Annotated in this window: 20 protein-coding genes; 12 read left to right on the top strand and 8 right to left on the bottom strand. The window is 66.9% G+C overall.

The window, feature by feature from the left end:
- The first annotated feature begins 3 nt into the window (after positions 1-3).
- From PCA10_RS09325 to PCA10_RS09310, 4 genes are all read left to right on the top strand, one after another.
- Positions 4-735, top strand: coding sequence for an amino acid ABC transporter ATP-binding protein (locus tag PCA10_RS09325; protein WP_016491816.1), 732 nt, complete (start codon positions 4-6; stop codon positions 733-735).
- Positions 735-1,457, top strand: coding sequence for a class II aldolase/adducin family protein (locus PCA10_RS09320; protein ID WP_016491815.1), 723 nt, complete (start codon positions 735-737; stop codon positions 1,455-1,457). Before PCA10_RS09325 ends, PCA10_RS09320 begins: the two co-directional genes overlap by 1 nt.
- 107 nt (positions 1,458-1,564) lie before the next feature.
- Positions 1,565-2,950 carry a sodium:solute symporter family protein gene (locus PCA10_RS09315; RefSeq protein ID WP_041770182.1) on the top strand — a complete coding sequence of 462 codons (1,386 nt, stop codon included), beginning with the start codon at positions 1,565-1,567 and terminating at the stop codon, positions 2,948-2,950.
- Positions 2,951-3,185: 235 nt separating this feature from the next.
- Positions 3,186-3,911 (top strand): MBL fold metallo-hydrolase, encoded by a 726-nt coding sequence (locus tag PCA10_RS09310; protein ID WP_016491813.1) that lies wholly within the window; start codon positions 3,186-3,188, stop codon positions 3,909-3,911.
- An 8-nt stretch (positions 3,912-3,919) separates the two neighbouring features.
- Here the strand turns inward: PCA10_RS09310 and PCA10_RS31120 are convergent, their stop codons facing one another.
- Together PCA10_RS31120 and ptrR are read right to left on the bottom strand one after the other, a co-directional pair.
- Positions 3,920-4,054, bottom strand: a complete 135-nt coding sequence (locus PCA10_RS31120; protein WP_269451137.1) for a PA1414 family protein — start codon at positions 4,052-4,054, stop codon at positions 3,920-3,922.
- A 174-nt stretch (positions 4,055-4,228) separates the two neighbouring features.
- Complete coding sequence (gene ptrR, locus PCA10_RS09305) at positions 4,229-5,098, bottom strand: putrescine utilization regulator PtrR (protein ID WP_016491812.1); 870 nt, start codon at positions 5,096-5,098, stop codon at positions 4,229-4,231.
- Between the two features lie 108 nt (positions 5,099-5,206).
- Between ptrR and PCA10_RS09300 the strand changes: the two genes are divergently transcribed.
- Together PCA10_RS09300 and PCA10_RS09295 are read left to right on the top strand one after the other, a co-directional pair.
- Positions 5,207-6,400 carry an MFS transporter gene (locus tag PCA10_RS09300; protein WP_016491811.1) on the top strand — a complete coding sequence of 398 codons (1,194 nt, stop codon included), beginning with the start codon at positions 5,207-5,209 and terminating at the stop codon, positions 6,398-6,400.
- Between the two features lie 98 nt (positions 6,401-6,498).
- The gene (locus PCA10_RS09295; RefSeq protein ID WP_041770181.1) at positions 6,499-7,677 is read left to right on the top strand and encodes a BaiN/RdsA family NAD(P)/FAD-dependent oxidoreductase; all 1,179 of its coding nucleotides are present in this window, start codon (positions 6,499-6,501) and stop codon (positions 7,675-7,677) included.
- Positions 7,678-7,855: 178 nt separating this feature from the next.
- On the opposite strand, the gene PCA10_RS09290 is transcribed toward PCA10_RS09295, so the two are convergent.
- Together PCA10_RS09290 and PCA10_RS09285 are read right to left on the bottom strand one after the other, a co-directional pair.
- Positions 7,856-8,941, bottom strand: coding sequence for an extracellular solute-binding protein (locus PCA10_RS09290; RefSeq protein ID WP_016491809.1), 1,086 nt, complete (start codon positions 8,939-8,941; stop codon positions 7,856-7,858).
- Complete coding sequence (locus tag PCA10_RS09285; protein WP_016491808.1) at positions 8,938-9,978, bottom strand: histone deacetylase family protein; 1,041 nt, start codon at positions 9,976-9,978, stop codon at positions 8,938-8,940. The genes PCA10_RS09290 and PCA10_RS09285 overlap by 4 nt, the downstream gene beginning before the upstream one ends.
- A 525-nt stretch (positions 9,979-10,503) precedes the next feature.
- On the opposite strand from PCA10_RS09285, the gene PCA10_RS09280 reads away from it, so the two are divergent.
- On the top strand, positions 10,504-10,851 hold the full coding sequence (locus tag PCA10_RS09280; protein WP_016491807.1) for a BRO-N domain-containing protein: 348 nt from the start codon (positions 10,504-10,506) through the stop codon (positions 10,849-10,851).
- A gap of 101 nt (positions 10,852-10,952) precedes the next feature.
- On the opposite strand, the gene PCA10_RS09275 is transcribed toward PCA10_RS09280, so the two are convergent.
- The 3 genes from PCA10_RS09275 to PCA10_RS09265 form a co-directional block, all read right to left on the bottom strand.
- A complete protein-coding gene (locus PCA10_RS09275; RefSeq protein ID WP_016491806.1) occupies positions 10,953-11,972 on the bottom strand; it encodes an AraC family transcriptional regulator in 1,020 nt (339 codons plus the stop codon).
- Positions 11,973-13,709 (bottom strand): bifunctional isocitrate dehydrogenase kinase/phosphatase, encoded by a 1,737-nt coding sequence (gene aceK / locus PCA10_RS09270; RefSeq protein WP_041770595.1) that lies wholly within the window; start codon positions 13,707-13,709, stop codon positions 11,973-11,975.
- A 159-nt stretch (positions 13,710-13,868) separates the two neighbouring features.
- A complete protein-coding gene (locus PCA10_RS09265; RefSeq protein WP_016491804.1) occupies positions 13,869-14,783 on the bottom strand; it encodes a LysR family transcriptional regulator in 915 nt (304 codons plus the stop codon).
- 108 nt (positions 14,784-14,891) lie between these two features.
- On the opposite strand from PCA10_RS09265, the gene PCA10_RS09260 reads away from it, so the two are divergent.
- Together PCA10_RS09260 and PCA10_RS09255 are read left to right on the top strand one after the other, a co-directional pair.
- Entirely contained in the window at positions 14,892-16,634 is a 1,743-nt protein-coding gene (locus tag PCA10_RS09260; RefSeq protein WP_016491803.1) for an amidohydrolase, read from the top strand.
- 107 nt (positions 16,635-16,741) lie between these two features.
- Positions 16,742-17,473, top strand: a complete 732-nt coding sequence (locus PCA10_RS09255) for a TorF family putative porin (protein ID WP_016491802.1) — start codon at positions 16,742-16,744, stop codon at positions 17,471-17,473.
- 174 nt (positions 17,474-17,647) lie between these two features.
- Here PCA10_RS09255 and PCA10_RS09250 read toward each other — a convergent pair whose 3' ends face one another.
- Positions 17,648-18,565, bottom strand: coding sequence for a LysR family transcriptional regulator (locus PCA10_RS09250; protein WP_016491801.1), 918 nt, complete (start codon positions 18,563-18,565; stop codon positions 17,648-17,650).
- 105 nt (positions 18,566-18,670) lie between these two features.
- Between PCA10_RS09250 and PCA10_RS09245 the strand changes: the two genes are divergently transcribed.
- The 3 genes from PCA10_RS09245 (at position 18,671) to PCA10_RS09235 (ending at position 22,273) form a co-directional block, all read left to right on the top strand.
- Positions 18,671-20,413 (top strand): amidohydrolase, encoded by a 1,743-nt coding sequence (locus tag PCA10_RS09245; protein ID WP_016491800.1) that lies wholly within the window; start codon positions 18,671-18,673, stop codon positions 20,411-20,413.
- A 101-nt stretch (positions 20,414-20,514) separates the two neighbouring features.
- On the top strand, positions 20,515-21,246 hold the full coding sequence (locus tag PCA10_RS09240) for a TorF family putative porin (protein ID WP_016491799.1): 732 nt from the start codon (positions 20,515-20,517) through the stop codon (positions 21,244-21,246).
- Between the two features lie 118 nt (positions 21,247-21,364).
- Positions 21,365-22,273: a DMT family transporter gene (locus PCA10_RS09235; RefSeq protein ID WP_016491798.1), complete on the top strand. Its 909-nt coding sequence runs from the start codon at positions 21,365-21,367 to the stop codon at positions 22,271-22,273.
- The last annotated feature ends 65 nt before the right edge of the window (positions 22,274-22,338 follow it).

The raw sequence follows: 22,338 nt of genomic DNA, 5'->3' as shown, positions 1-22,338 counted from the left end.
CCCATGAGCGAAATCATCCGTCTCGACAACGTCGGCAAGCACTACGACGACTTCCAGGTGCTGCAGGGCATCAACCTCTCGGTGCGCCAGGGCGAGAAGATCGTCATCTGCGGCCCGTCGGGCTCCGGCAAGTCGACCCTGATCCGCTGCATCAACCGCCTCAACCCCCATGACAGCGGCACCATCACCGTGGAGAACCAGGACGTCGCCACCAAGTCCGGCGGCGACCACGTACGCCGCGAAGTGGGCATGGTGTTCCAGAACTTCAACCTGTTCCCCCACCTCACGGTGCTGGAGAACTGCACCCTGGCGCCGATGAAGGTGCGCGGCCTGTCGCGCAAGGCGGCCGAGGAACTGGCCCTGCGCTACCTCAACCGCGTGCACATCGGCTCCCAGGCCCACAAGAAGCCCGGCCAGCTCTCCGGTGGCCAGCAGCAGCGCGTGGCCATCGCCCGCGCCCTGTGCATGAGCCCGAAGGTGATGCTGTTCGACGAGCCCACCTCGGCGCTGGACCCGGAAATGGTCGGCGAGGTGCTGGAAGTGATGACCGAACTCGCCCAGGACGGCATGACCATGCTCTGCGTGACCCACGAGATGGGCTTCGCCCGCAAGGTGGCCGACCGCGTGGTGTTCATGGACGCCGGCCAGATCGTGGAAACCGCCTCGCCGGCCGAGTTCTTCGACAACCCCCAGCACCCGCGCACCCGGGCCTTCCTGTCGCAGATCCGTCACTGATGAGCATGCACACCGAAGCCATCCTGCGCCGAGACCTGGCGGCCGCCTACCGGCTGGCCGCCCTGTTCGGCTGGGACGACACCCTCTACACCCACTTCTCGGTGCGCCTGCCGGGGGTGGAGCCGCGCTTCCTCATCAACCCCTTCGGGTTGATGTTCGAGGAGATCCGCGCCAGCGACCTGATCGTGGTCGACATGCACGGTCGCGTGGTGGAGGGCAACGCCGACTACAACGTCGCTGGCTTCACCATCCACAGCGCGGTGCACATGGCCCGCGCCGATGCCCATTGCGTGATCCACACCCATACCCTGGCGGGCATGGCGGTGGCCGCGACGGACAGCGGCCTGGCCCAGCTCAACCAGATCAGCGCCGAGTTCCACCAGCGGGTCGGCTACCACACCTACGAAGGCATCGCCCTGGACCTGGGCGAGCGTGATCGCCTGGTGACGTCGCTGGGCGACAACATCGCCCTGATGCTGCGCCATCACGGCCTGCTCAGCGTCGGCGCCAGCGTCGCCGATGCCTTCTACGTCATGTACTACCTGAACAAGGCGTGCGAGATCCAACTCGCCGCCTCGTCCCTACGCGGCGTCCGCGAGATGCCCAGCGAACTCAGCGCGCACGCCTGCGAGCAGTTCCAGGCCGCCGAATGGCAACGCCACCTGGTGTGGGAAGCCTGGCTGCGCAAGCTGGAGAGGGAATGTCCCGAATACAAGGACTAGGAAAAGCAGGATTGCTTTGTAACGGCGCAGTGTGAAGCGTTGCGCGCCTTGCAACACCCGCCGCGGCCTGAAAACCGTGGCGACAACAATAGAAAGAGAGACCTGAAATGGCTTTGGATATTTTCGTAGTACTCCTATACGTAGCTGCCATGCTCGCGCTGGGCTGGTACGGCATGCGCCGCGCCAAGACCCGTGAAGACTACCTGGTGGCCGGGCGCAACCTGGGCCCGGGCTTCTACCTGGGCACCATGGCCGCCACCGTGCTCGGCGGCGCCGCCACCATCGGTACCGTTCGCCTGGGCTACGTCCATGGCATTTCCGGTTTCTGGCTCTGCGCCAGCCTCGGCTTCGGCATCATGGGCATCAGCCTGTTCCTGGCCAAGCCGCTGCTGAAGCTGAAGATCTACACCGTGACCCAGGTGCTGGAGCGTCGCTACAACCCGACCGCCCGCCATGCCAGCGCCGCGATCATGCTGGTGTACGCCCTTATGATCGGCGCCACCTCCACCATCGCCATCGGCACCGTCATGCAAGTGCTGTTCGGCCTGCCCTTCTGGGTCTCGGTACTGATCGGCGGCGGCATCGTGGTCGCCTACTCCACCATTGGCGGCATGTGGTCCCTGACCCTGACCGACATCGTGCAGTTCCTGATCATGACCGTGGGCATCGTGTTCATCCTGATGCCGATGACCCTGAGCGATGCGGGTGGCTGGGACGCCCTGGTGGCCAAGCTGCCGGCCAGCTACTTCTCCCTGACCGCCATCGGCTGGGACACCATCATCACCTACTTCCTGATCTACTTCTTCGGCATCTTCATCGGCCAGGACATCTGGCAGCGCGTGTTCACCGCCCGCACCGAAACCGTAGCCAAGGTCTCCGGCACCGCCGCCGGCGTGTACTGCGTGCTCTACGGCCTGGCCGGCGCCGTGATCGGCATGGCCGCCAAGGTCGTGCTGCCTGACCTGGACAACGTCAACAACGCTTTCGCCACCATCGTCGACACCACCCTGCCGGACGGCATCCGTGGCCTGGTGGTCGCCGCCGCCCTGGCCGCCCTGATGTCCACCGCCAGCGCCGGCCTGCTGGCCGCATCCACCACCGCCGCCCAGGACCTCTGGCCGCTGCTGGGTGGCAACGCCGACGACGATGGCGACGCCCACAAGAACCGCCTGTTCACCCTGCTGCTGGGTGTGGTGGTACTGGGTATCGCCCTGGTAGTGAGCGACGTGATCAGCGCCCTGACCCTGGCCTACAACCTGCTGGTGGGCGGCATGCTCATCCCGCTGCTGGGCGCCATCTACTGGAAGCGCGCGAGCACCGCCGGCGCCATCGCCAGCATGCTCCTGGGCAGCCTCACCGCCTGCGTCTTCATGTTCCTGGACGGCCTCGACGCCAACACCCCGATCTACTACAGCCTGGCCGTAGGTGCCGTGAGCTTCGTGGTGATCAGCCTGATGTCCCGTAGCGCCAGCGGCTCCATCGAGCTGGCCTGATACCTCCATGCACTGCCGCCTCCCCCGGGGCGGCCTTCGAGCCCCGATGCGGCCCGGCCGATCGGGGCTTTTTTTTATCCCGGCTTCCCAGCGGCCTAATCTTGTAGGGGCGAATTCATTCGCCAAGGGCGGCGAAGCTGCCCCCGCCCACCCTCAGGTGCGGACCTGCGGTCCGCATGGCGAATGAATTCGCCCCTACAGCGGATCCACTGGCAGTCAGAGCACGGAGCACCCCATGAAAATCGTCCGCCGCGACCAGTGGTTCGAGGTCGAGCATCACTACGACGGCATCAGTCTGATCAGCGAACCCTTCGTGCGCCCCTTCTACCGCTGCAACCTCTGGCATGTGCAGGGCCGCGACAAGGACCTGCTGATCGACTCCGGCTCCGGCCTGGTCAGCCTGCGCGAGCAGTTGCCCTGGCTGACCCAGCGGCCGCTGCTGGCGGTAGCCAGCCATACCCACTTCGACCATATCGCCGGCCACCACGAGTTCCCGGAGCGCCTGGTACACCCGGCGGAAGCGGACATACTCGCCATGCCCACCGGGGCCAATACCCTGGCGGCGGACTATGTCGGCGACGAGATGTTCGAGGCGCACCCGGACTGCCCGCTGTGTTACGCCGAATACCGCGTGAAGGCGGCGCCGGCGACGCGGCTGATCGATGAGGGCGATGTGCTGGACCTGGGCGATCGGGTCCTGGAGGTGCTGCATACCCCCGGTCATTCACCGGGCGGCATCAGCCTGTGGGAAGCGAAGACGGGAACGCTGTTCAGCGGCGACATCATCTACGACGGCCCGCTGGTTGATAACGCGTATCACTCCAACCTGGAGCATTACGCAAGAAGCCTCGCACGGCTGCGCGACCTTCCGGTGCGCACCGTGCATGGTGGGCATTTCCCGAGTTTCTCCGGTGAGCGCCTGCGCGAGCTGGCGGACAGCTGGCTAAGCGCTCACGGCTAAACCGGTTGCTACCTGGTGCGGCGCTGCTCGGTGAGACGGCGCTGCTCGCCACTACGGACTGGAATGGGCTGCAGGCGCGGTTTCTCGACCAGCCCCAGCGCGACACCCAACTGCCACATCCACGCTTCTAGCCGCTTTTTCATGCTTGACCCCCTTTCCTGGGACGATGGTCGGGTGGCCCTTGCTTCTCGGGCCACCCTCGTCTGGAGCTTAGTTGCTCCGGGCAAGATCCAAAATACGCTCGCCCGGAAATTTCCTACTGATCTGCGTCAAACTGCTGAACGGTAGCGAGGAATCGACCCACCGCAGGGTGCGCCCTACCCTGCAACCGGGCCGCCCTGCTGCAGGTCGATCCAGGCGCGCAGGTTGGCCCCCAGCATGCCCTTGCGCCACATCAGCCAGGTGGTGGTGCGATTGAACGGCGCCGCCAGTTGATGCACCCGCACCTCGTCCCGGCCGGGCAGGCTTTCCAGCATGGAGCGCGGCACCAGGGCGATGCCGCCACCGGCGATCACGCAGGCCAGCATGCTGTGGTAGGACTCGATTTCCATGGGCGGTGCCATGGGCACCCGGGAGGCGACGAACCAGCCCTCCAGGCGGCGGCGATAGGAGCAGCTCTGGCGGAAGGCATAAACCTCCAGCCCGGCCACATCCTGGGCCGACTTCACCGGACCGTGGGCGGCCTCGGTGATCAGCACCATCTCTTCCTCGAACATCGGCAGGCCGTCCAGCTCGGCGAACTCCAGCGGCCCGTCCACCAGGGCGGCATCCAGGCGACCGGCGAGCAGGCCTTCGAGCAGCTCGCCGCTGGGGGCGGTCTGCACCTGCAGGTTCACCGCCGGCCAGGTGCGGTGATAACGCACCAGCATGGGCGGCAGGTGGATGGCGGCGGTGCTGAACATCGAGCCGATCACGAAATCCCCCGCCGGCTCGCCACCGCGCAGGGCCGCCTCGGCTTCCGCCTGCAAGGCGAACATGCGCTCGGCATAGCCCAGCAGCACCTTGCCCGCCGGGGACAGCGTGAGGCGCTGGCGCTCGCGCAGGAACAGATCGACGCCGAGGTTCTCTTCCAGCTGCTTGAGCCGCGTGGACAGGTTCGACGGCACCCGGTGCATGCGTGACGCCGCGCGGGTGATGGAGCCTTCCTCGGCGACGGCCTGGAAGATGCGGAGCTGGCTGAGTTCCATGGAGTAACCATTCAGTAAACGAGAACATGTGCGTTCTGTTTTATTCGTTTTTAATGAACACATCCAGCCCCTAGCATGGAATTCCGATGACCTGCCTCGGAGCCTGCCATGCCGCCGCTGATTCGCTTGCTTGCCTGCTTCCTCGCCCTGCTCGTCGCCATGGGCGTCGGGCGCTTCGCCCTCACACCCCAGCTGCCGCACCTGATCGCCGAAGGCCAGGTGAGCCTGACCGGTGCCGGCCTGGTGGCCGCCGCCAACTACCTGGGCTACCTGGTCGGCGCCCTGGATGCGGTCAACGCCCGCTCGCCACGCCAGACCCGCTGGCGCCTGGTGATCGGCCTCTGGGCCAGCGTGCTGCTGACCTTCGCCTCGGTGCCGGCCGAAGGTCTCTGGCCCCATGCCCTGTTGCGCTTCGCCCTGGGCGTTGCCAGTGCCTGGGTACTGGTAGTGGTGACCGGCCTCAGCCAGCGCATCGCCGCCGAAGCCAACCGGCCCCGCCTGGGTAGCCTGGTGTTCGCCGGACCGGCCCTGGGCGTGATGCTCACCGGGCTCCTCGCCCTGGGGCTGAACCTGCATGGCCAGGGCTCGGCCACCCTCTGGCTAGCCTTCGGTGCCCTGGCGCTGGTGCTGACCCTGGTCACCCAGCCGCTGCTGCCCCGTCCGCAGCAGCCCGCGACCGCAGCCGCCGCGCCCGCCGGCAAGCGCCCGCAGGCGCTGTACGCGCTGCTGGCCGCCTATGGCCTGGTGGGGTTGGGCTACATCATTCCCGCCACCTTCCTCTCGCAGATGGCCGCCGCGCGCTTCCACGGGCAATGGCAGGCGGACCTGTTCTGGCCGGCCTTCGGCCTGGCGGCGGCGCTGGGCGTGGTGCTGGTCAGCCTGCGCCGGCAGCGCCCCGGCGGCACCCGGCGCTGGCTGGTGGCGGCGCTCTGGCTGCAAGCCCTGGGCACCCTGGCCTGCACCCTGCCGGGCATGGCCGGGCTGGCCCTGGGCGTGATCCTCAGCGGCGGGCCCTTCCTCGCCGGCATGCAACTGGTGATGCAGTACGCCCGCGAGCTGGCCCCCCACGGCCACGCGCGTAACGTCGGCCTGCTCACCGCCGCCTTCGCCCTGGGCCAGTTGCTCGGCCCGCTGCTGGCGGCGCTGAGCAGCCATTTCAGCGGCGGCCTGCAAGGGGCGCTCTATGTGGCTGGCGCCGGGCTTCTGCTGGCGGGCGGCCTGATGCTCAGGGCCAGGTCTGGTGAACCCGTAGGAGCGAATTCATTCGCGAAGCAGGCCGAAGGCCTGCCCTGCCGACACTGATCCGCGCAACAGCCACGCGATGTTCCGCGTCGGGAGATTCGGCGAGCCACCGCCCGTTCAGGTAAGATGCGCGCCGTTTTTCATGAGTGGGGTGGACAGTGTCGAGTACGGAAGTGGTGATCATCGGTGCCGGTGCGGCCGGTCTGATGTGCGCGATCACGGCAGCCGAGCGCGGCCGTCGCGTGCGCGTGCTCGACCATGCCAACAAGGCCGGGAAGAAGATCCTCATGTCCGGTGGCGGCCGCTGCAACTTCACCAACATGTACACCGAGCCGGCCAACTTCCTCTCGCGCAACCCGCACTTCTGCAAGTCGGCGCTGGCCCGCTATACCCAGTGGGACTTCATCGGCCTGGTGGCCAAGCACCAGGTGCCGTACCACGAGAAGAAGCTCGGCCAGCTGTTCTGCGACAACAAGTCCAGCGACATCCTCAACATGCTGCTCAGCGAGTGCGACTCCGCCGGTGTGGAGATCCTCCTGGAGACGTCGATCAGCGAGATCGCCCGCAACGACGGCGGCTACCAGTTGCAGACCAGCGCCGGGCCCATGCACTGCCAATCCCTGGTGATCGCCAGCGGCGGCCTGTCGATCCCGACCCTGGGCGCCACCGGTTTCGGCTACCAGGTCGCTCGCCAGTTCGGTCATGAAGTCCTGCCGACCCGCGCCGGACTGGTGCCCTTCACCATCACCGATCAGCTGAAGGAGCTCTGCACCGAGCTCTCCGGTACCTCGGTGGATTGCCGGGTGAGCTGCAACGGCCAGGTCTTCCGCGAAAACCTGCTGTTCACCCACCGTGGCCTCAGCGGCCCGGCCATGCTGCAGATTTCCTCCTACTGGCAGCCGGGCGACACCCTGGAGATCGACCTGCTGCCCGACCACGACGCCGGCGAATGGCTGGCGCAGCAACAGCGAGAACGCCCCAACAGCGAGCTCAAGACCCTGCTCGCCGAGCTGTTCACCAAGAAGCTCGCCGGGCTGCTGGCCGACCTGTGGTTCGTCTCCAAGCCGATGAAGCAGTACACCCCGGGGGAGCTGGCGGCCATCGCCACGCAGCTGTCGTGCTGGCGGCTGACCCCATCGGGCACCGAGGGCTATCGCACCGCCGAAGTGACCCTGGGCGGCGTGAGCACCGACGAGGTGTCGTCCAAGACCCTGGAATCGCAGCGCTCGCCCGGGCTGTACTTCATCGGTGAAGTGCTGGATGTCACCGGCCACCTCGGCGGCTTCAACTTCCAGTGGGCCTGGGCCTCCGGCTACGCGGCCGGGCAATACGCCTGAGCCTCTTCTCCCTGCGGGTTCCTCTGTAGGGGCGAATTCATTCGCCAAGCAGGCCGCAGGCCTGCCCCATCCGAGCCCCGGCATGGCGCCGCGGGTGGATGGAAAAGCGCCATCCACCAGGAACCCTGACCCCACGAAAAAGGGCCGCATTGCGGCCCTTTTTCTTGTGGCATCGGCATCAGGTGCCGGTCTTGATCTTGGTCCAGGTGCGGGTACGGATGCGTTCCAGCTTCGGCGGCAGCATCTCCACCGAGTAGAGCCGGGCCTGCACCTCGGCCGTCGGGTAGACGTTGGGGTTGTCGCGCAACTCCGCCGAGATCAGCTTGTCCGCCGCCTGGTTGGGGTTGGCGTAGGCCACATGGTCGGAGATAGGCGCCACCACGTCCGGACGCAGCAGGTAGTTGAGGAAGGCGTGGGCCTGCTCGACGTTCTGTGCGTCCTTCGGAATGGCCAGCACATCGAACCAGGCCGCGGCGCCCTCCTTGGGAATGCGGTACTCCACCTTCACACCGTTGCCGGACTCCTGGGCGCGGGCCGCCGCCTGCATGGCGCCGCCGGACCAGGCCAGGGCCACGCAGACGTCGCCATTGGCCAGGTCGGTGACGAACTTCGAGGAACTGAAGTAGGTGATGCTCGGCCGCAGCTTCTGCAGATGGGCCTCGGCCTTCTTGTAGTCGTCCGGGTTCTGGCTGTTCGGCGGCAGGCCCAGGTAGTGCAGCACCGCCGGGATCACCTCGGTGGGCGAATCGAGGAAGGCCACGCCGCACTGCTTGAGCTTGGCCAGGTTGGCCGGGTTGAAGACCAGCTCCCAGGAGTCCACCGGGGCGTTCTCGCCCAGCACCGCCTTGACCTTGTCGACGTTGTAGGCGATGCCGTTGGTGCCCCACATGTAGGGCATCACGTACTGGTTGCCCGGGTCCTTGGCGGCCAGCACCTTGAGCAGCGCCGGGTTGAGGTTCTGCCAGTTGGGCAGCTTGCTCTTGTCCAGCGGCTGGAATACGCCGGCCTTCATGTAGTTGGGCAGGAAGCTGTCGCTGGGCACCACCAGGTCGTAGCCGGAATGGCCGGAGAGCAGCTTGGCCTCCAGCACCTCGTTGCTGTCGAAGACGTCGTACTGGGGCTTGATGCCGCTGTCGGCCTGGAAGTTCTTCAGGGTGTCCGGGGCGATGTAGTCGAACCAGTTGTAGATGCGCACCTGGGGCTCGGCGACGGCACTCAGCGAGGCGCCGAGCAGGGCCCCCGCCAGGACAAGACGGGATTTCATCGGCTGGCGCCCTCGTAGCCCTGGAGCACGTTCACCGCGTTCACGCCGATGGCCTCCACCGCGTAGCCACCTTCCATGATGAACAGGGTCGGCAGGCCGAGGGCGGCGATGCGCTGGCCCATCACCAGGTAGTCGGGCGAGTCCAGCTTGAACTTGGAGATCGGGTCGTCCTTGTAGGTGTCCACCCCCAGGGAGATCACCAGGGCATCGGGCGCGTAGGAGGCGATCTTGCGGCAGGCATCGTCGAGGGCGGCGGACCAGCCTGCCCAGCCGGTGCCGTGGGGCAGCGGGTAGTTGTGGTTGAAGCCGGTGCCCGCACCTTCGCCGCGCTCGTCGGCATGGCCCAGGTAGTAGGGGTATTCCACCAGCGGATCGCCGTGGATCGAGGCGAAGAGCACGTCGGCGCGGTCGTAGAACAGCTCCTGGGTGCCGTTGCCGTGGTGGTAGTCCACGTCGAGGATGGCCACGCGCTTGGCGCCCTGGTCGAGGAAGGCCTGGGTGACGATGGCGGCGTTGTTGAAGAAGCAGTAGCCGCCCATGAAATCGCTGCCGGCGTGGTGGCCCGGCGGACGGCAGAGGGCGAAGGCGGTGTTGGCGCCCTGGCGAATGTGGTCCTGGGCGGTCAGCGCCACCTGGGCGGAGCTGTACACGGCCTGCCAGGTGCCGGCGGTGATGGGCGCCTCGGTGTCGAAGCAGTAGTGACCGAGCTGGCCGTGCAGTGCGGTGGGAATGGGGCCGTCGCGGCGCAGGCGGCGGGCCGGGAAGGTGCTGGGCAGCATGTCGCAGCTGTGGCCTTCGGCGGCCCAGCGGTCCCAGGCGCCCTTGAGGAACTCCACATAGGCACCGTCGTGCACCCGCAGGATGGGCTCCAGGCCGAAGTCCTTCGGCTCGATCACCTCGCCGATTTCCTGCTGGCGCACCCGTGCCAGCACGGTGTCGGCGCGGCTGGGCATCTCGAAGCAGGGCTGGAGCTTGCCGTCGACCAGTTCCGACTGGCCGAAGTGGAGACGGTGATCGTCGCTGTAGACGGTCAGCATGGCGGGTACCTCATTCAGGTCTTGTTATTGATGGAGCGATTCTGTGGTGGAACGGCAGTATTGCGCAGAGGGTGGGGCGGCCAATAGGGGATCGATATGGCCAATATTTATGGCCTAAGCAACCTCCTCTCTCTTTGAAGACCGTAGGATGGGTAGAGCCTGCGAAACCCATCGTTGGCGGCTGATGGGTTTCGCTTCGCTCTACCCATCCTACAAAGGGCCCGGGGGCTACCCGAAACATCCGACATGGCAACCGCGTTGCCGTCCTACAAGGCCCTTGGGCAGCATCCGGCCTCGTTGCGACCTCGGTCGTGACCTGGGCTGGAACCCCAGACAACAAAGCGCACAGCAAAGCCATGCAAGTGACTTGGCCTCACGCAATTCACTTGGCAGTCATGGCGGACTGTGCGAGGCGGGCATGCGCCCGGCCGGTCGCTTTGTCCGGTGGTTCCAACCTTGCACAGTCCGCCACCCTTCTCCTCTCACGGGATGGCGGCTCCGCAAACGCTCACAGGGAGCTGCACCATGAGCCATCGCTACTACGAGACCCTCCAGTTCTTCCGCCACGGCCGCCTGCTGCGCGCCACCCTCATCGGCCAGGAACCCTGGTTCGCCGCCCGCGACCTCGCCCGTCTGCTGGGCGTGTCAGCCAACGTCCGGCTCAACGACGGCCTCGACGCCGACCAATGGCGCACCGGCCTGCTCAGGTGCGGGCGCGGCCTGGTGGGGGAAGAGCTGATGATCAGCGAATCCGGCGCCTACGACCTGATCCTGCGGCGCTTCTACCACCCGGAAAACCGCAACCTGCGCCAGTGGCTGACCCACGAGCTGATCCCCGCCCTGCGCGCGGCAACCCGGGCCGCTGCGGCGTAGCTGCGTAGGATGGGTTGAGCGAAGCGATACCCATGCGGACAGGGTTGATGGGTATCGCTAGCTCAACCCATCCTACGATTCGCTACGAACAGGTCCCTGCCCTACCCGCGGAAATGACTCGGCGGCTGGCCGCTCCAGCGCTGGAAGGCGTGGCGCAGGCTGGCGGTTTCGCTGAAGCCGAGCGCCTCGGCGATGCGGTAGATGGGGATGTCGCCCTGCTGGAGCATTTCCTTGGCGCGGGTGAAGCGCAGTTCGTCCAAGAGCTGCTGGTAGCTGGTCTGCTGCTGGGCCAGGTGGCGGCGCAGGCTGCGTGCGGAACAGTTCATCTGCCTGGCCAGTTCTTCCAGGCCCGGCGGCTCCTGCAGGCGCGCGGCAAGCAGGCCGCGCACGCGCTCCAGCCAGGCGCGGCGGGCGGCGAACTCGACGTTCTGGCGGCGGCACTGTTCGAGCATTTCCTTGTGGGTCACCGGGTCGGCCAGGGGCAGGCGGCGGTCCAGCCAGGCGGCGTCGAAGCCGATGGCGCTGGGGGTGGCGCCGAACTCCACCGGACAACCGAAGCCCCGCCCGTAGGGACGCGCCATGCCGCTGACGGCCGGGTAGTCGAACCGCGCCGCGCGCAGCGGCAGGGGCTGGCCCAGCAGGTCGGCGAAGGTCACCTTGAGCGAGCCCAGGCAAAGCTCGGTGTTGAAGGCCCGCAGGGACTCGTCCTCGCTGTAGCCGGCGGCGCTCAGCCAGACGGTGTCGCCGTCCTGTTCCAGGGCCAGGCGAAAGTAGGTGCCCAGCAGCACCGGGTAACTGAGGCCAACGCGCAGGGCCTCGCCGAAGGTCGGCGCGGACAGCATGGCGTAGCCGAGCAGGCCGTAGGCGGAAATGCGCGTGCGCAGGCCGAGGGTCAGGCCCAGGGCCACCCGTGGTGCCAGGCGCACGGCGTTGGCGTAGACCCGTTGCTCCTGGTCGGGGTTGATCAGGCGCTGCAATTCGAGGAGGTCCTGCTCGCTGATGCCGCTGCCGGCCAGCAGGTCGCAGGCGGCGATGCCCTCTTCCTGCAACAGGGCCACGGTCAGGGCCGACATGTGCAGGGAGTTGAGCCAGGTGGCGCGGGAAAATACGTGCTCGATCATCTACTGGATGGCTTCCGTCAGTTCCCGCTCCTGGCGCCGATAGGGGAAGACATCGATCACCTTGCCGGAACGGATGGCCGCCTGCAGGGTTTTCCAGTACGCGGCGTCGTAGAGGTCGCCGTGCAGCTGGTTGAAGAGGCGGCGCTGGCCCATGTCGGCGAACAGGAAGCGCGGGAATTCCTCGGGGAACACGTCGTTGGGCGCCACCGAATACCAGGGCTCGGCGGACATCTCGTCCTCCTCGTAGCGCGGCGGCGGGATGACGCGGAAGTTCACCTCGGTCAGGTAGCTGATCTCGTCGTAGTCGTAGAACACCACCCGGCCATGGCGGGTGACGCCGAAGTTCTTCAGCAGCATGTCGCCGGGGAAGATGTTCGCCGCCGCCAGTTGCTTGATGGCCAGGCCGTAGTCGTAGAGCGCCTCGTGCACCTGGGCTTCGCTGGCGCTTTCCAGGTAGATGTTCAGCGGGGTCATGCGGCGCTCGGTCCAGCAGTGGCGGATCAGCACCACGTCGCCCTCGATGGCCACGGTGGACGGCGCCACCTCCAGCAGCTCGGCCAGGCACTCCGGCTCGAACTTGGACTTCGGGAAACGGAAGTCGGCGAATTCCTGGGTATCGGCCATGCGCCCTACCCGGTCGACGTTCTTCACCAGGCGGTATTTCTCGATCACGGTGTTGCGGTCCACGGTTTTCGCGTGGGCGAAGCGGTCCTTGATGATCTTGAACACGGTATTGAAGCCCGGCAGGGTGAACACGCTCATCACCATGCCGCGCACGCCGGGCGCCATGATGAAGCGGTCGTCGGTGCTGGCCAGGTGGTTGATCAGGGCGCGGTAGAACTCCGACTTGCCGTGCTTGTAGAAGCCGATGGAGGTGTACAGCTCGGCGATGTGCTTGCCCGGCAGGATGCTCTTCAGGAAGCCGACGAACTCGGCGGGCACCGCCACGTCCACCATGAAGTAGGAACGGGTGAAGGAGAAGATGATCGACACCTCCGCCTCGTCGGTGATCATCGCGTCGGCCTGGATGCCGCGCCCTTCGCGGTGCAGCAGGGGCATCACCAGCGGCCACTGTTCGTCGCGGGTGTAGATGCGGCCCACCAGGTAAGCGCCCTTGTTGCGGAACAGCGGCGCGGCGAAGAGTTCGATGCACAGCTCCGGGTCCTTGCACACCCAGTCCGGCAGGCTTTCGCGCAGCTGGGCTTCGAGGCGCTCCAGGTCGCCAGCGCGGTCGTCGTAGGCCACATCGAAGCGGTAGTCGTCGAGGATCGCCGACAGCGCCGCGCCCAGCCGGCCGCCGGGGCGGTAGCTGCGGGTCTGGGGCGGGCGCTCGTGGCTGCGCAACGAGGGCCGGGTGGTGTGGATGAACATGCAGCCGTCGCTGATCAGGTCGTGGCTGAACAGGCTGCAGAACACCGAGTTGTACCAGGTCTCGGACAGCTCATCGTCCAGGCGCAGGTCGATCAGGTCGATGTAGGCGCTCTTCACCAGGGGCCAGAGCTGCACGTCCAGCAGTTCGTCGGTGGCGTAGGTCGCGCGCAGCCGAGCGCTGGTTTCGCCGACCTTCACCTCGTAGAGGGCGATCCGCTCGGCCGCCGCCTGCTGGGTGGCCTGCCACTCGGCCTGCTCGAAACGCTCGCGGGCGCCGTCGGTGATCTGGCGGAAATGCTCACGGTAATCGTCGAAGCCTTCGAGGATCAGTCGGGCGATGCCTTCGGCCGGCCAGTGCTGCGCCATGGTCATGTCTCGGCTGCGGGAACGGAATGGCGAGCTTAGCCAGAAAAACCGGCGCCTTGTAGCCCGTAGGATGGGTTGAGCCTGCGATACCCATCAATCCTGGCCGCATGGGTATCGCTCCGCTCAACCCATCCTACGGTCTGAGCCCCACAACGCCCCTCAACCAATCCCCCGCTCCTGCATGTAGCCTTCCAGCATCTCGATGAACGCCCGGACCTTGCGCGTGCGGCGGCGGTGGGCGAGGTAGAGGACATGCACCCAGGGGCCGAACACATCGGGCTCCAGCAGGTACTCGGACATCACCCGCACCAGTTGGCCGCTGGCCAGGTAGGGCTCGGCGCTCCAGCGCGGCAGCACCTGCAGGCCATGGCCACGCAATGTGCAGGCGAGCAGGAAGTCGTAGTTGTCGCTGACCATTCGCGCCGCCGGCTGCGCCAGGCGTATGCGCTCATCCCCCTGGCGCAGCCACCAGAAATGCCGGTTGAGCAGCGGATGCTGGAAGATCAGCCAATCATGCTGCGGGATGGTGTCCAGGATCACCGGGAGGCCCTTGCGTTCCAGGTAGGCCGGGCTGGCGCAGAGGTAGATGCGGTTCTCGGTCAGGGGCCGGGCGATCAGCCCCGGCAGGTCGGTGGGGCCGTCGCGCAGGGCCAGGTCGTAGCCGCCGTCGATGAGGTCGACGAAGGCGTCGTTCAGGTCCACCTCCAGGCGCACCTGCGGATGGGCCTCCATGTAGCGGCAGCAGACCTCGTGGAGAAAGGCCGGGCCGAAGGACGGTGGCGCAGTGAGGCGCAGGCTTCCGCGCAGCTCGTGCTGCAGCTGGTCCACCTCCTCCCCGGCCAGCTGCAGCTGCATCAGCGCCTGGCGCGCGCCTTCGAGATAGATGTGCCCGGCCTCGGTCAGGGCCATGCGCCGGGTGGTGCGCTCGAACAGGCGCACGCCCAGCTCGGACTCCAGGTGGCCCACGGCCTTGGTCAGGGCCGACGGCGTCTTGCCCAGTTGTTCGGCGGCACGGCTGAAGCTGCCGTGTTCGGCGGTGGCGACGAACATGCTGAGGGCGCTGAGCTTGTCCATGGATCTGTTCCGGTTCGGCACAAAAGTTGTGCGAGAACATAGCATTCTGCCGTCGCGTCGGCTTGGTTAGGCTCAGCGCCAATACCAACAAGAACCGGAACGCATCCGATGAAAAGCTTCGCCCCTACCCTCATGGCCCTCGCGCTGACCTGTGCCTCCATGGAAAGCATGGCGGCGGTCGACCTGATCCTGCACAACGCCAAGGTCTACACCGCCGAACCCGGCCAGCCCCTGCAGCAGGCCCTGGCCGTGGAAGACGGCAAGATCCACGCGGTGGGCAGCGACGCCGACATGCTGCGCCTCAAGGAAGCCGGCACCCAGGTCATCGACCTGGGCGGCAAGGTGCTGATGCCGGGCTTCGTCGACTCCCACTCCCACGCGGTCATGGGCGGCCTGGAGCTGGCCTCGGCCAATGTCGGCACCCAGCTCCTGCCCATGGCCGAACTGGAACAACGCCTGCGCCAGTGGCGCGACGACGGCAAGGCGCGTCATGGCGAAATCCTCAGCGTCGGTGGCCTGCCCTCGGCCTACTGGAGCCAGGTGGCGGAGTTCGAGCGGCGCTTCAACCAGGGCGAATGGAAGGACGTGCCCATCGTCTTCGTCGGCTGGGACCACCACACCGGCTGGGCCAACCAGGCCATGCTGAAGCGGGCCGGCATCGACGCCGGCACCGTGAAGGCCCTCAAGGGCGAGGAGCTGGCCACCATCGGCCACCATGACGACAAACGCCCCAACGGTTTCCTCGCCGACGCCGGCCTCGACCCGGTGCTGGCGCAGTTCCCGCCGGCCACCGCCGAGCAACTGCTGGAAGCCGGTCGCGCGGCCCTGCGCTACAACCTGAGCCTGGGCATCACCGCCTGGATGGACCCGGCGGCCAACGCCGCGCCCGGCGAGCCGCTGTTCGACTTCAAACCCACCGCCCAGACCCTCGGCATCCTGCCGGTGTACAAGGCCATGGCCGAGAAGGGCGAGCTGACCGCTCATGTCGCGGCCCTGCTGGTGGCCCATCCCCAGAGCCGCCCGGCCGACCTGGACACTCTCGATGCGGTGCGTCGGCAGTTCCAGGGCCTGCCCAACCTGACCCTGCCGGGCATCAAGATCTTCGCCGACGGCGTGCCCGAGTTCCCGGCGCAGACCGCCGCCCTGCTGGAGCCCTACACGAACTCGAAGAAGTACGGCGAGCTGCTGATCGACCCGACGCACTTCGGCGAGCTGGTGAGTGCGGCGGACGCCCGTGGCTGGCTGGTGCACGTGCACGCCATCGGCGACCGCGCGGTGCGCGAATCCCTCAATGGCATCGAGCAGGCCCGCCGCGACCGGCAGAGCGGCATCGCCCACTCCGTCACCCACCTGCAGATGGTCAACCCCAAGGAGTTCGCCCGCTTCAAGCCGCTGGACGTGATCGCCTCGATGCAGCTGTACTGGGCCAGCGCCGACGACTCGACCCTGGACCTGGTGCAGCCCTACATCAGCGCCATGGCGTTCCAGTACCAGTACCCGGCCCGTTCGTTGCTGAAGAACGGCGCCACCATCGCCGGCGCCAGCGACTGGCCGGTGACCACGCCGGAACCCTGGAAGGCCATCTACCAGGCCGTCAGCCGCAAGGGGCCGAAGGGCGTACTGAACGCCGCCGAAGAACTCGACCGCGACACCATGTTCCAGGCCTACACCCTCAATGCCGCCCGCACCATCGGCCTGGACAAGCAGATCGGCTCCCTCGCCCCCGGCAAGCAGGCCGACCTGATCCTGCTGGACCGCGACGTGTTCCAGGTGGAACCCGAAGCCCTGCGTGACACCCGCGTGCTGAAAACCTGGTTCGCCGGCCGCGAAGTCTTCGAAGCCGCCCTCTAGCACACAAGAAACCCCTGCTCCCCTCCCCGCTCCCGCGTCCGCGCGGGGGCCGGGCGGAGCCTTGCTCGCATCTGCCAGAACAATCACAACAACAACTGGAAACCTGGATGAAACACAGCCTTCTCCTCGCCCTGACCCTGGCCCCCCTCGCCTGCCAGGCCGTGCAGCTCTCCGACGACTTTTCCGCCCAGATCGACCTGGCCCTGGTCAGCGACTACCGCACCCGCGGCATCTCCCAGACCCAGAACGACCCGGCCGCCCAGGCCGGCGCCACGCTGCTCCACAGCAGCGGCCTGTACGCTGGGGTCTGGACCTCCAACGTGGACTTCGGCCTGGGCCTCAAGACCCGCCAGGAGGTGGACTACTACGCCGGCTGGTATTGGCAGGCCACCGACGCGGTGAGTCTGGATACGGGCTACGTCAAGTACACCTACCCGAAGGAAAGCCAGTTCAACCAGAGCGAGGTCTACGCCATTCTCGCGGCCCATGGTTTCAAGGTTGCCGCCTATTACTCCAACGACGCGAAGAACCTCTTCGGCGAAAGGCAGGACCTGCTCTACAGCTACGTCAGCTACGAAACCGTCCTGCCGCTGGATCTGGGCCTGAAGCTGCGCTACGGCCGCAACGACTTCAAGGACCCGATGTTCTGGTCCGCCAACGGCGAAAGCACCGAGGACTACCACGAGTGGGAAGCCAAGCTGACCCGCGAGTTCGCCGGCGTCACCTGGGGCCTGGCCTATGTCGACACCGACCTGTCCGACTCCGAGTGCGCCAGCTACTACGGCTTCACCGACGTGTGCAGCGCGACCTGGGTGGCCAGCGTGAGCAAGAGTTTCTGACTCTCCCGTCCCCGTAGGTTGTGGCAGAGCAACGCGAAGCCCAACATCTTCGCCCCATCACCCCACGTTGGGCCGCGCTTCGCTTGGCCCAACCTACGGGTTTCTGCCAGTACGTAGGATGGGTAGAGCCTGCGAAACCCATCCTACAAAGCTACGTGTGCCAACCGCACTCCCCTACGCCAGCCCCTGCTCCGCCAGGTGCCGGGCCAGGTAGTCGATGAAGGCCAGCACCTTGCCGGTGGCGCGGCGGTGGCTGGGGTACACGGCGAGGATCTGCGCGCCGAAGGCGTCGGGATCGATCTCGTAGTCGGTCATCAGCTGCACCAGGCGGCCGTCGGCGAGATAGGGCGCGGCGCTCCACAGCGGCACATGGTACAGGCCGGCGCCGGCCAGGGTGGCGGCCATGAGCAGGTCGTGGTTGTCGCTTTCCATGCGCGGTGCGGTGGGGCGCAGCAGGCTCAGGCGCTGGCCGTCGCGCTCCGCCCACCACCAGGTGCGGTCCAGGGCGGCATGCTGGTAGAGCAACCAGTCGTGCTGGTCGAGGGTTTCCGGCGCCACCGCCAGGGGCTTGCGGGCGAGGTAGGCGACACTGGCGCAGAGGGCCAGGCGGTTGCTGCCCACCACCTTGGCGATCAACCCTGGCGAATCGCCGCGCCCTTCCCGCAGGGCCAGGTCGTAGCCGGCGTCCACCAGGTCGATGAAGTCGTCGGTGAGGTCCACCCGCAGGCGGATCTGCGGGTACTCCACCAGAAAGCCTGCGCAGACCTCATCGAGAAAGGCCCGGCCGAAGGCCAGCGGCGCCGTGAGCCGCAGCACGCCGTGTACGCCATGCTGCAGCTGCGCCACCTCCTCGCCGGCGTCACGCAGGCTTTGCAACACCTGGCGCGCGGTCTCCAGGTAGACCCGCCCGGCCTCGGTCAGGACCGTGCGCCGGGTGCTGCGCTCGAACAGCCGTACGCCCAGTTCCTCTTCCAAGTGGGTGACCGCCTTGGTCAGGGCCGAGGGGGTTTTGCCCAGTTGCTCGGCGGCACGGCTGAAACCACCGTGCTCCGCCGTGGCGACGAACATGCCGAGGGCAGCGAACTTATCCATGGTTTTTCCTAGTGGGAAAAAAGGTTTTGCACGATCCGGGCATTCTGCCAGCCCGCCGCACTCGCTAGTCTCGCTGCCAGACCAAGAAAAACAAGGGGTTTCCCAATGAAAGGTTTCACACCCACCCTGCTGGCCATGGCGCTGGCTTTTTCCTCGATGGAGTCCATGGCGGCCCCGGACCTGGTGCTGCTCAACGGCAAGCTGTACACCGCCGATCCTTCCCAGCCCTCGGCACAGGCGATGGCGGTGGAAGACGGCAAGATTCTCAAGGTGGGCAGCGACGCCGAGATCAAGGCCCTGGCCGACGCCTCCACCCAGGTCATCGACCTGGCCGGCAAGCGTCTGCTGCCGGGGCTGATCGACACCCACTCCCACTCCATCTTCGGCGGCCTGGAGATGTCCTCGGCCAACATGGGCGACGAGGTGGTGGAAACGGCGGAACTGGAAAAGCGCCTGCGCGCCTGGCGTGACGACGGCACCGCCCGCCATGGCGAGGTGCTGAACATCGCCGGCATGAGCTCGGCGTACTGGGGCAAGGCCGAGGAACTGCAGCGGGTATTCAACCAGGGCGAATGGGCCAAGGTGCCGGTGGTGTTCAGCGGCAGCGACCACCACACCGGCTGGGCCAACCAGGCCATGCTGGACCGCGCCGGCATCGACGCGAAGCTGATCAAAGGCCTGCCGGAGGCCGAACGCGGCACCCTGGGCGTGAGCAAGGACGGCCAACCCAACGGCTTTGCCGTGGACGCCGGCTGGGACCGCCTGGTGGCCGTGATCCCGCCTGCCAGCGCAGAGGAACTGCTGCGCGCCGGCGAAAAAGCGGTGCAATACAACAACAGCCTGGGGATTACCGCCTGGATGGACCCGGCGGCCAACGCCGCGCCGGGCGAGTCGCTGTTCGCCCTCAAGCCCACCGAGAAGACCGTGGGCGTGCTGCCGGTGTACAAGGCGCTGGCCGAGAAGGGCGAGCTGAACGCCCATGTCGCCGCGCTGCTGGTGGCCAACCCGAAAAGCCGTCCGGCCGACCTGGACACCCTGGACAAGGTGCGCCAGCAGTTCCAGGGCATTCCCAACCTGAGCCTGCCGGGCATCAAGGTCTTCGCCGACGGCGTGCTGGAATACCCGGCGCAGAGCGCGGCGTTGATCGACCCCTACAACAACTCGCAGAAACGCGGCGAACTGCTGATCGAACCCGAACACTTCGGTGAGCTGGTCAGCGCCGCCGATGCCCGTGGCTGGCTGGTGCACATCCATGCCATCGGCGACCGTGCGGTGCGCGAATCCCTCAACGGCATCGAGCAGGCCCGCAAGGACCGCCAGAGCGGCATCGCCCACTCCATCACCCACCTGCAACTGGTGAACCCCAAGGAGTTCGCGCGCTTCAAGCCGCTGGACGTGATCGCCTCGATGCAGCTGCTCTGGGCAGCCGGCGACGACTACACCCTGGACATGGTCAAGCCCTACGTCAGCGCGTTCGCCTTCCGCTACCAGTACCCGGCCCACTCGCTGCTGCAGCAGGGTGCGACCATCGCCGGCGCCAGCGACTGGCCGGTGTCCTCGCCCAACCCCTGGGAGGCCATCCACCAGGCGATCTCCCGCGAAGGGCCGAAGGGCGTGCTCAACGCCGACGAACGCATCGATCGCCAGACCATGCTCCAGGCCTACACCCTGAACGCCGCCCGCACCATCGGCCTTGAGCAGCGCATCGGTTCCCTGGCCCCGGGCAAGCAGGCCGACTTCATCATCCTCGACCGCGACGTGCTCAGCGTCGCCGACAAGGACCTGGCCGAAACCCGCGTACTCAAGACCTACTTCGCCGGCCGCGAAGTGTTCAGCTCCGCCCTCTAAACACAAGCACCACCCGCTCCCTGCCCGCTCCCGCCTCACGGCGGGGGCCGGGCGGAGCCTTGCCCGCATCTGCCAAAACAACCACAACGACGGGAAACACCATGCGCCGCATCACGCTCCTCGCCCTCACCCTGGCCCCTCTCGCCTGCCAGGCCGTGCAACTGACCGACGACTTCGCCCTGATGGTCGACCTCAACCTGGCCAGCGACTACCGCACCCGGGGCATCTCCCAGACCCAGAACGACCCGGCGGCCCAGGCCGGCGCCACCCTGGCCCACAGCAGCGGCCTCTACGCCGGGGCCTGGACCTCCAACGTGGACTTCGGCTTCGGCCTCAAGACCCGCCAGGAAGTGGACTACTACGCCGGCTGGTACTGGCAGGCCACCGACGCGGTGAGCCTGGATCTCGGCTACATCAAGTACACCTACCCGCGGGAAAGCCAGTTCAACATGAGCGAGGCCTACGCCCTGCTCAACGCCTACGGATTCAAGCTGGGTGCCTACTACTCCAACGACGCCTCCACCCTGTTCGGCGAGGACCAGGACAGCCTCTACAGCTATGTCGGCTACGAAACCCGCCTGCCCCTGGAGGTTGGCCTGGAGCTGCGCTACGGGCGGATGGACTTCAAGGACCCGATGTTCTGGTCCCACAGTGGCGAGAGCACCGACGACTACCGCGAATGGGAGGCCAAGCTGACCCGCGACTTCGTCGGCGTCACCTGGGGCCTGTCCTACGTCGACACCAATCTCTCCGAGTCCGAGTGCGCCAGCAACTACGGTTTCACCGATGTCTGCACGGCGACCTGGGTGGCCAGCGTGAGCAAAAGCTTCTAACCCCGGAGCCCGTGGCGGCACATGGCCGGAACTGTGCCGCCAATTTGAAAGCAAGTTGTAGATTGCGCCGCCCCCCGGCGGCGGCGCACTGTGCCGGCTCCACTACCCGGAGCCCATCATGAAGCCCGCCGACCTCGCCCGCCTGCTGAGCCTTGCCGCCATCTGGGGCGCCAGTTTCCTGTTCATCCGCATGCTGGTGCCGGAAATCGGCGCGCTGCCCACGGCCTTTCTGCGGGTGTTGCTGTCGGCCCTGGGGCTCGCGGTGCTGCTCGCCGTGCTGCGCAGCAACTGGGATTTCCGCGGCAAGCTGGGCAAGACCCTGGTGATCGGCATCGTCAGTTCCGGGGTGCCGGCGGCCATGTACGCCCTGGCGGCGCAGGTGCTGCCGGCGGGCTACTCGGCCATCTTCAACGCCACTACGCCGCTGATGGGGGTGCTGATCGGGGCGCTGTTCTTCAGCGAGAAACTGACCACCGCCAAGGCCGTTGGCGTGTTGCTGGGCCTGGCGGGGGTGGCGGTGCTGACCCGTACCGGCCCGGTGGCCTTCGACGCCCAGCTGCTGTGGGGCGCCGCCGCCTGCCTGGTGGCCACCACCTGCTACGGCTTCGCCGGCTTCATGACCAAGCGCTGGATCACCGAGGCGGGCGGCATGGACAGCGGGCTGGTTGCGCTCGGCTGCCAGATCGGCGCCACCCTCTGCCTGCTGCCGGCATTCGCCTGGGACGCGGCCGCCATGCCACTCGCGCCTCTGGCCAAACCCGGCACCTGGCTGGCCCTGGCGGCCCTGGGCTTCATCTGCACTTCGTTCGCCTACATCCTCTACTTCCGCCTGATCGCCAACGTCGGGCCGGTGAAGACCATGACGGTGACCTTCCTCATCCCGCCCTTCGGCGTATTCTGGGGTGTGATGCTGCTGGACGAGTCGGTGTCGATGGCGCACCTGCAGGGCGGCGTGCTGATCGCCCTGGCGCTGTGGCTGGTGCTGAAGCCGGCGGCGGTGCCGGCCGGGGCGAAATCGGCGGGGTGATGGACCATCGATGGGTTTCGCTTCGCTCGCGGAACGCCGCCCGACCCATCCTACAGAAGCCGACA

This window comes from Pseudomonas resinovorans NBRC 106553, from assembly GCF_000412695.1.
Lineage (GTDB): Bacteria > Pseudomonadota > Gammaproteobacteria > Pseudomonadales > Pseudomonadaceae > Metapseudomonas > Metapseudomonas resinovorans_A.
This window is presented reverse-complemented; position numbering and strand designations above follow the sequence as displayed.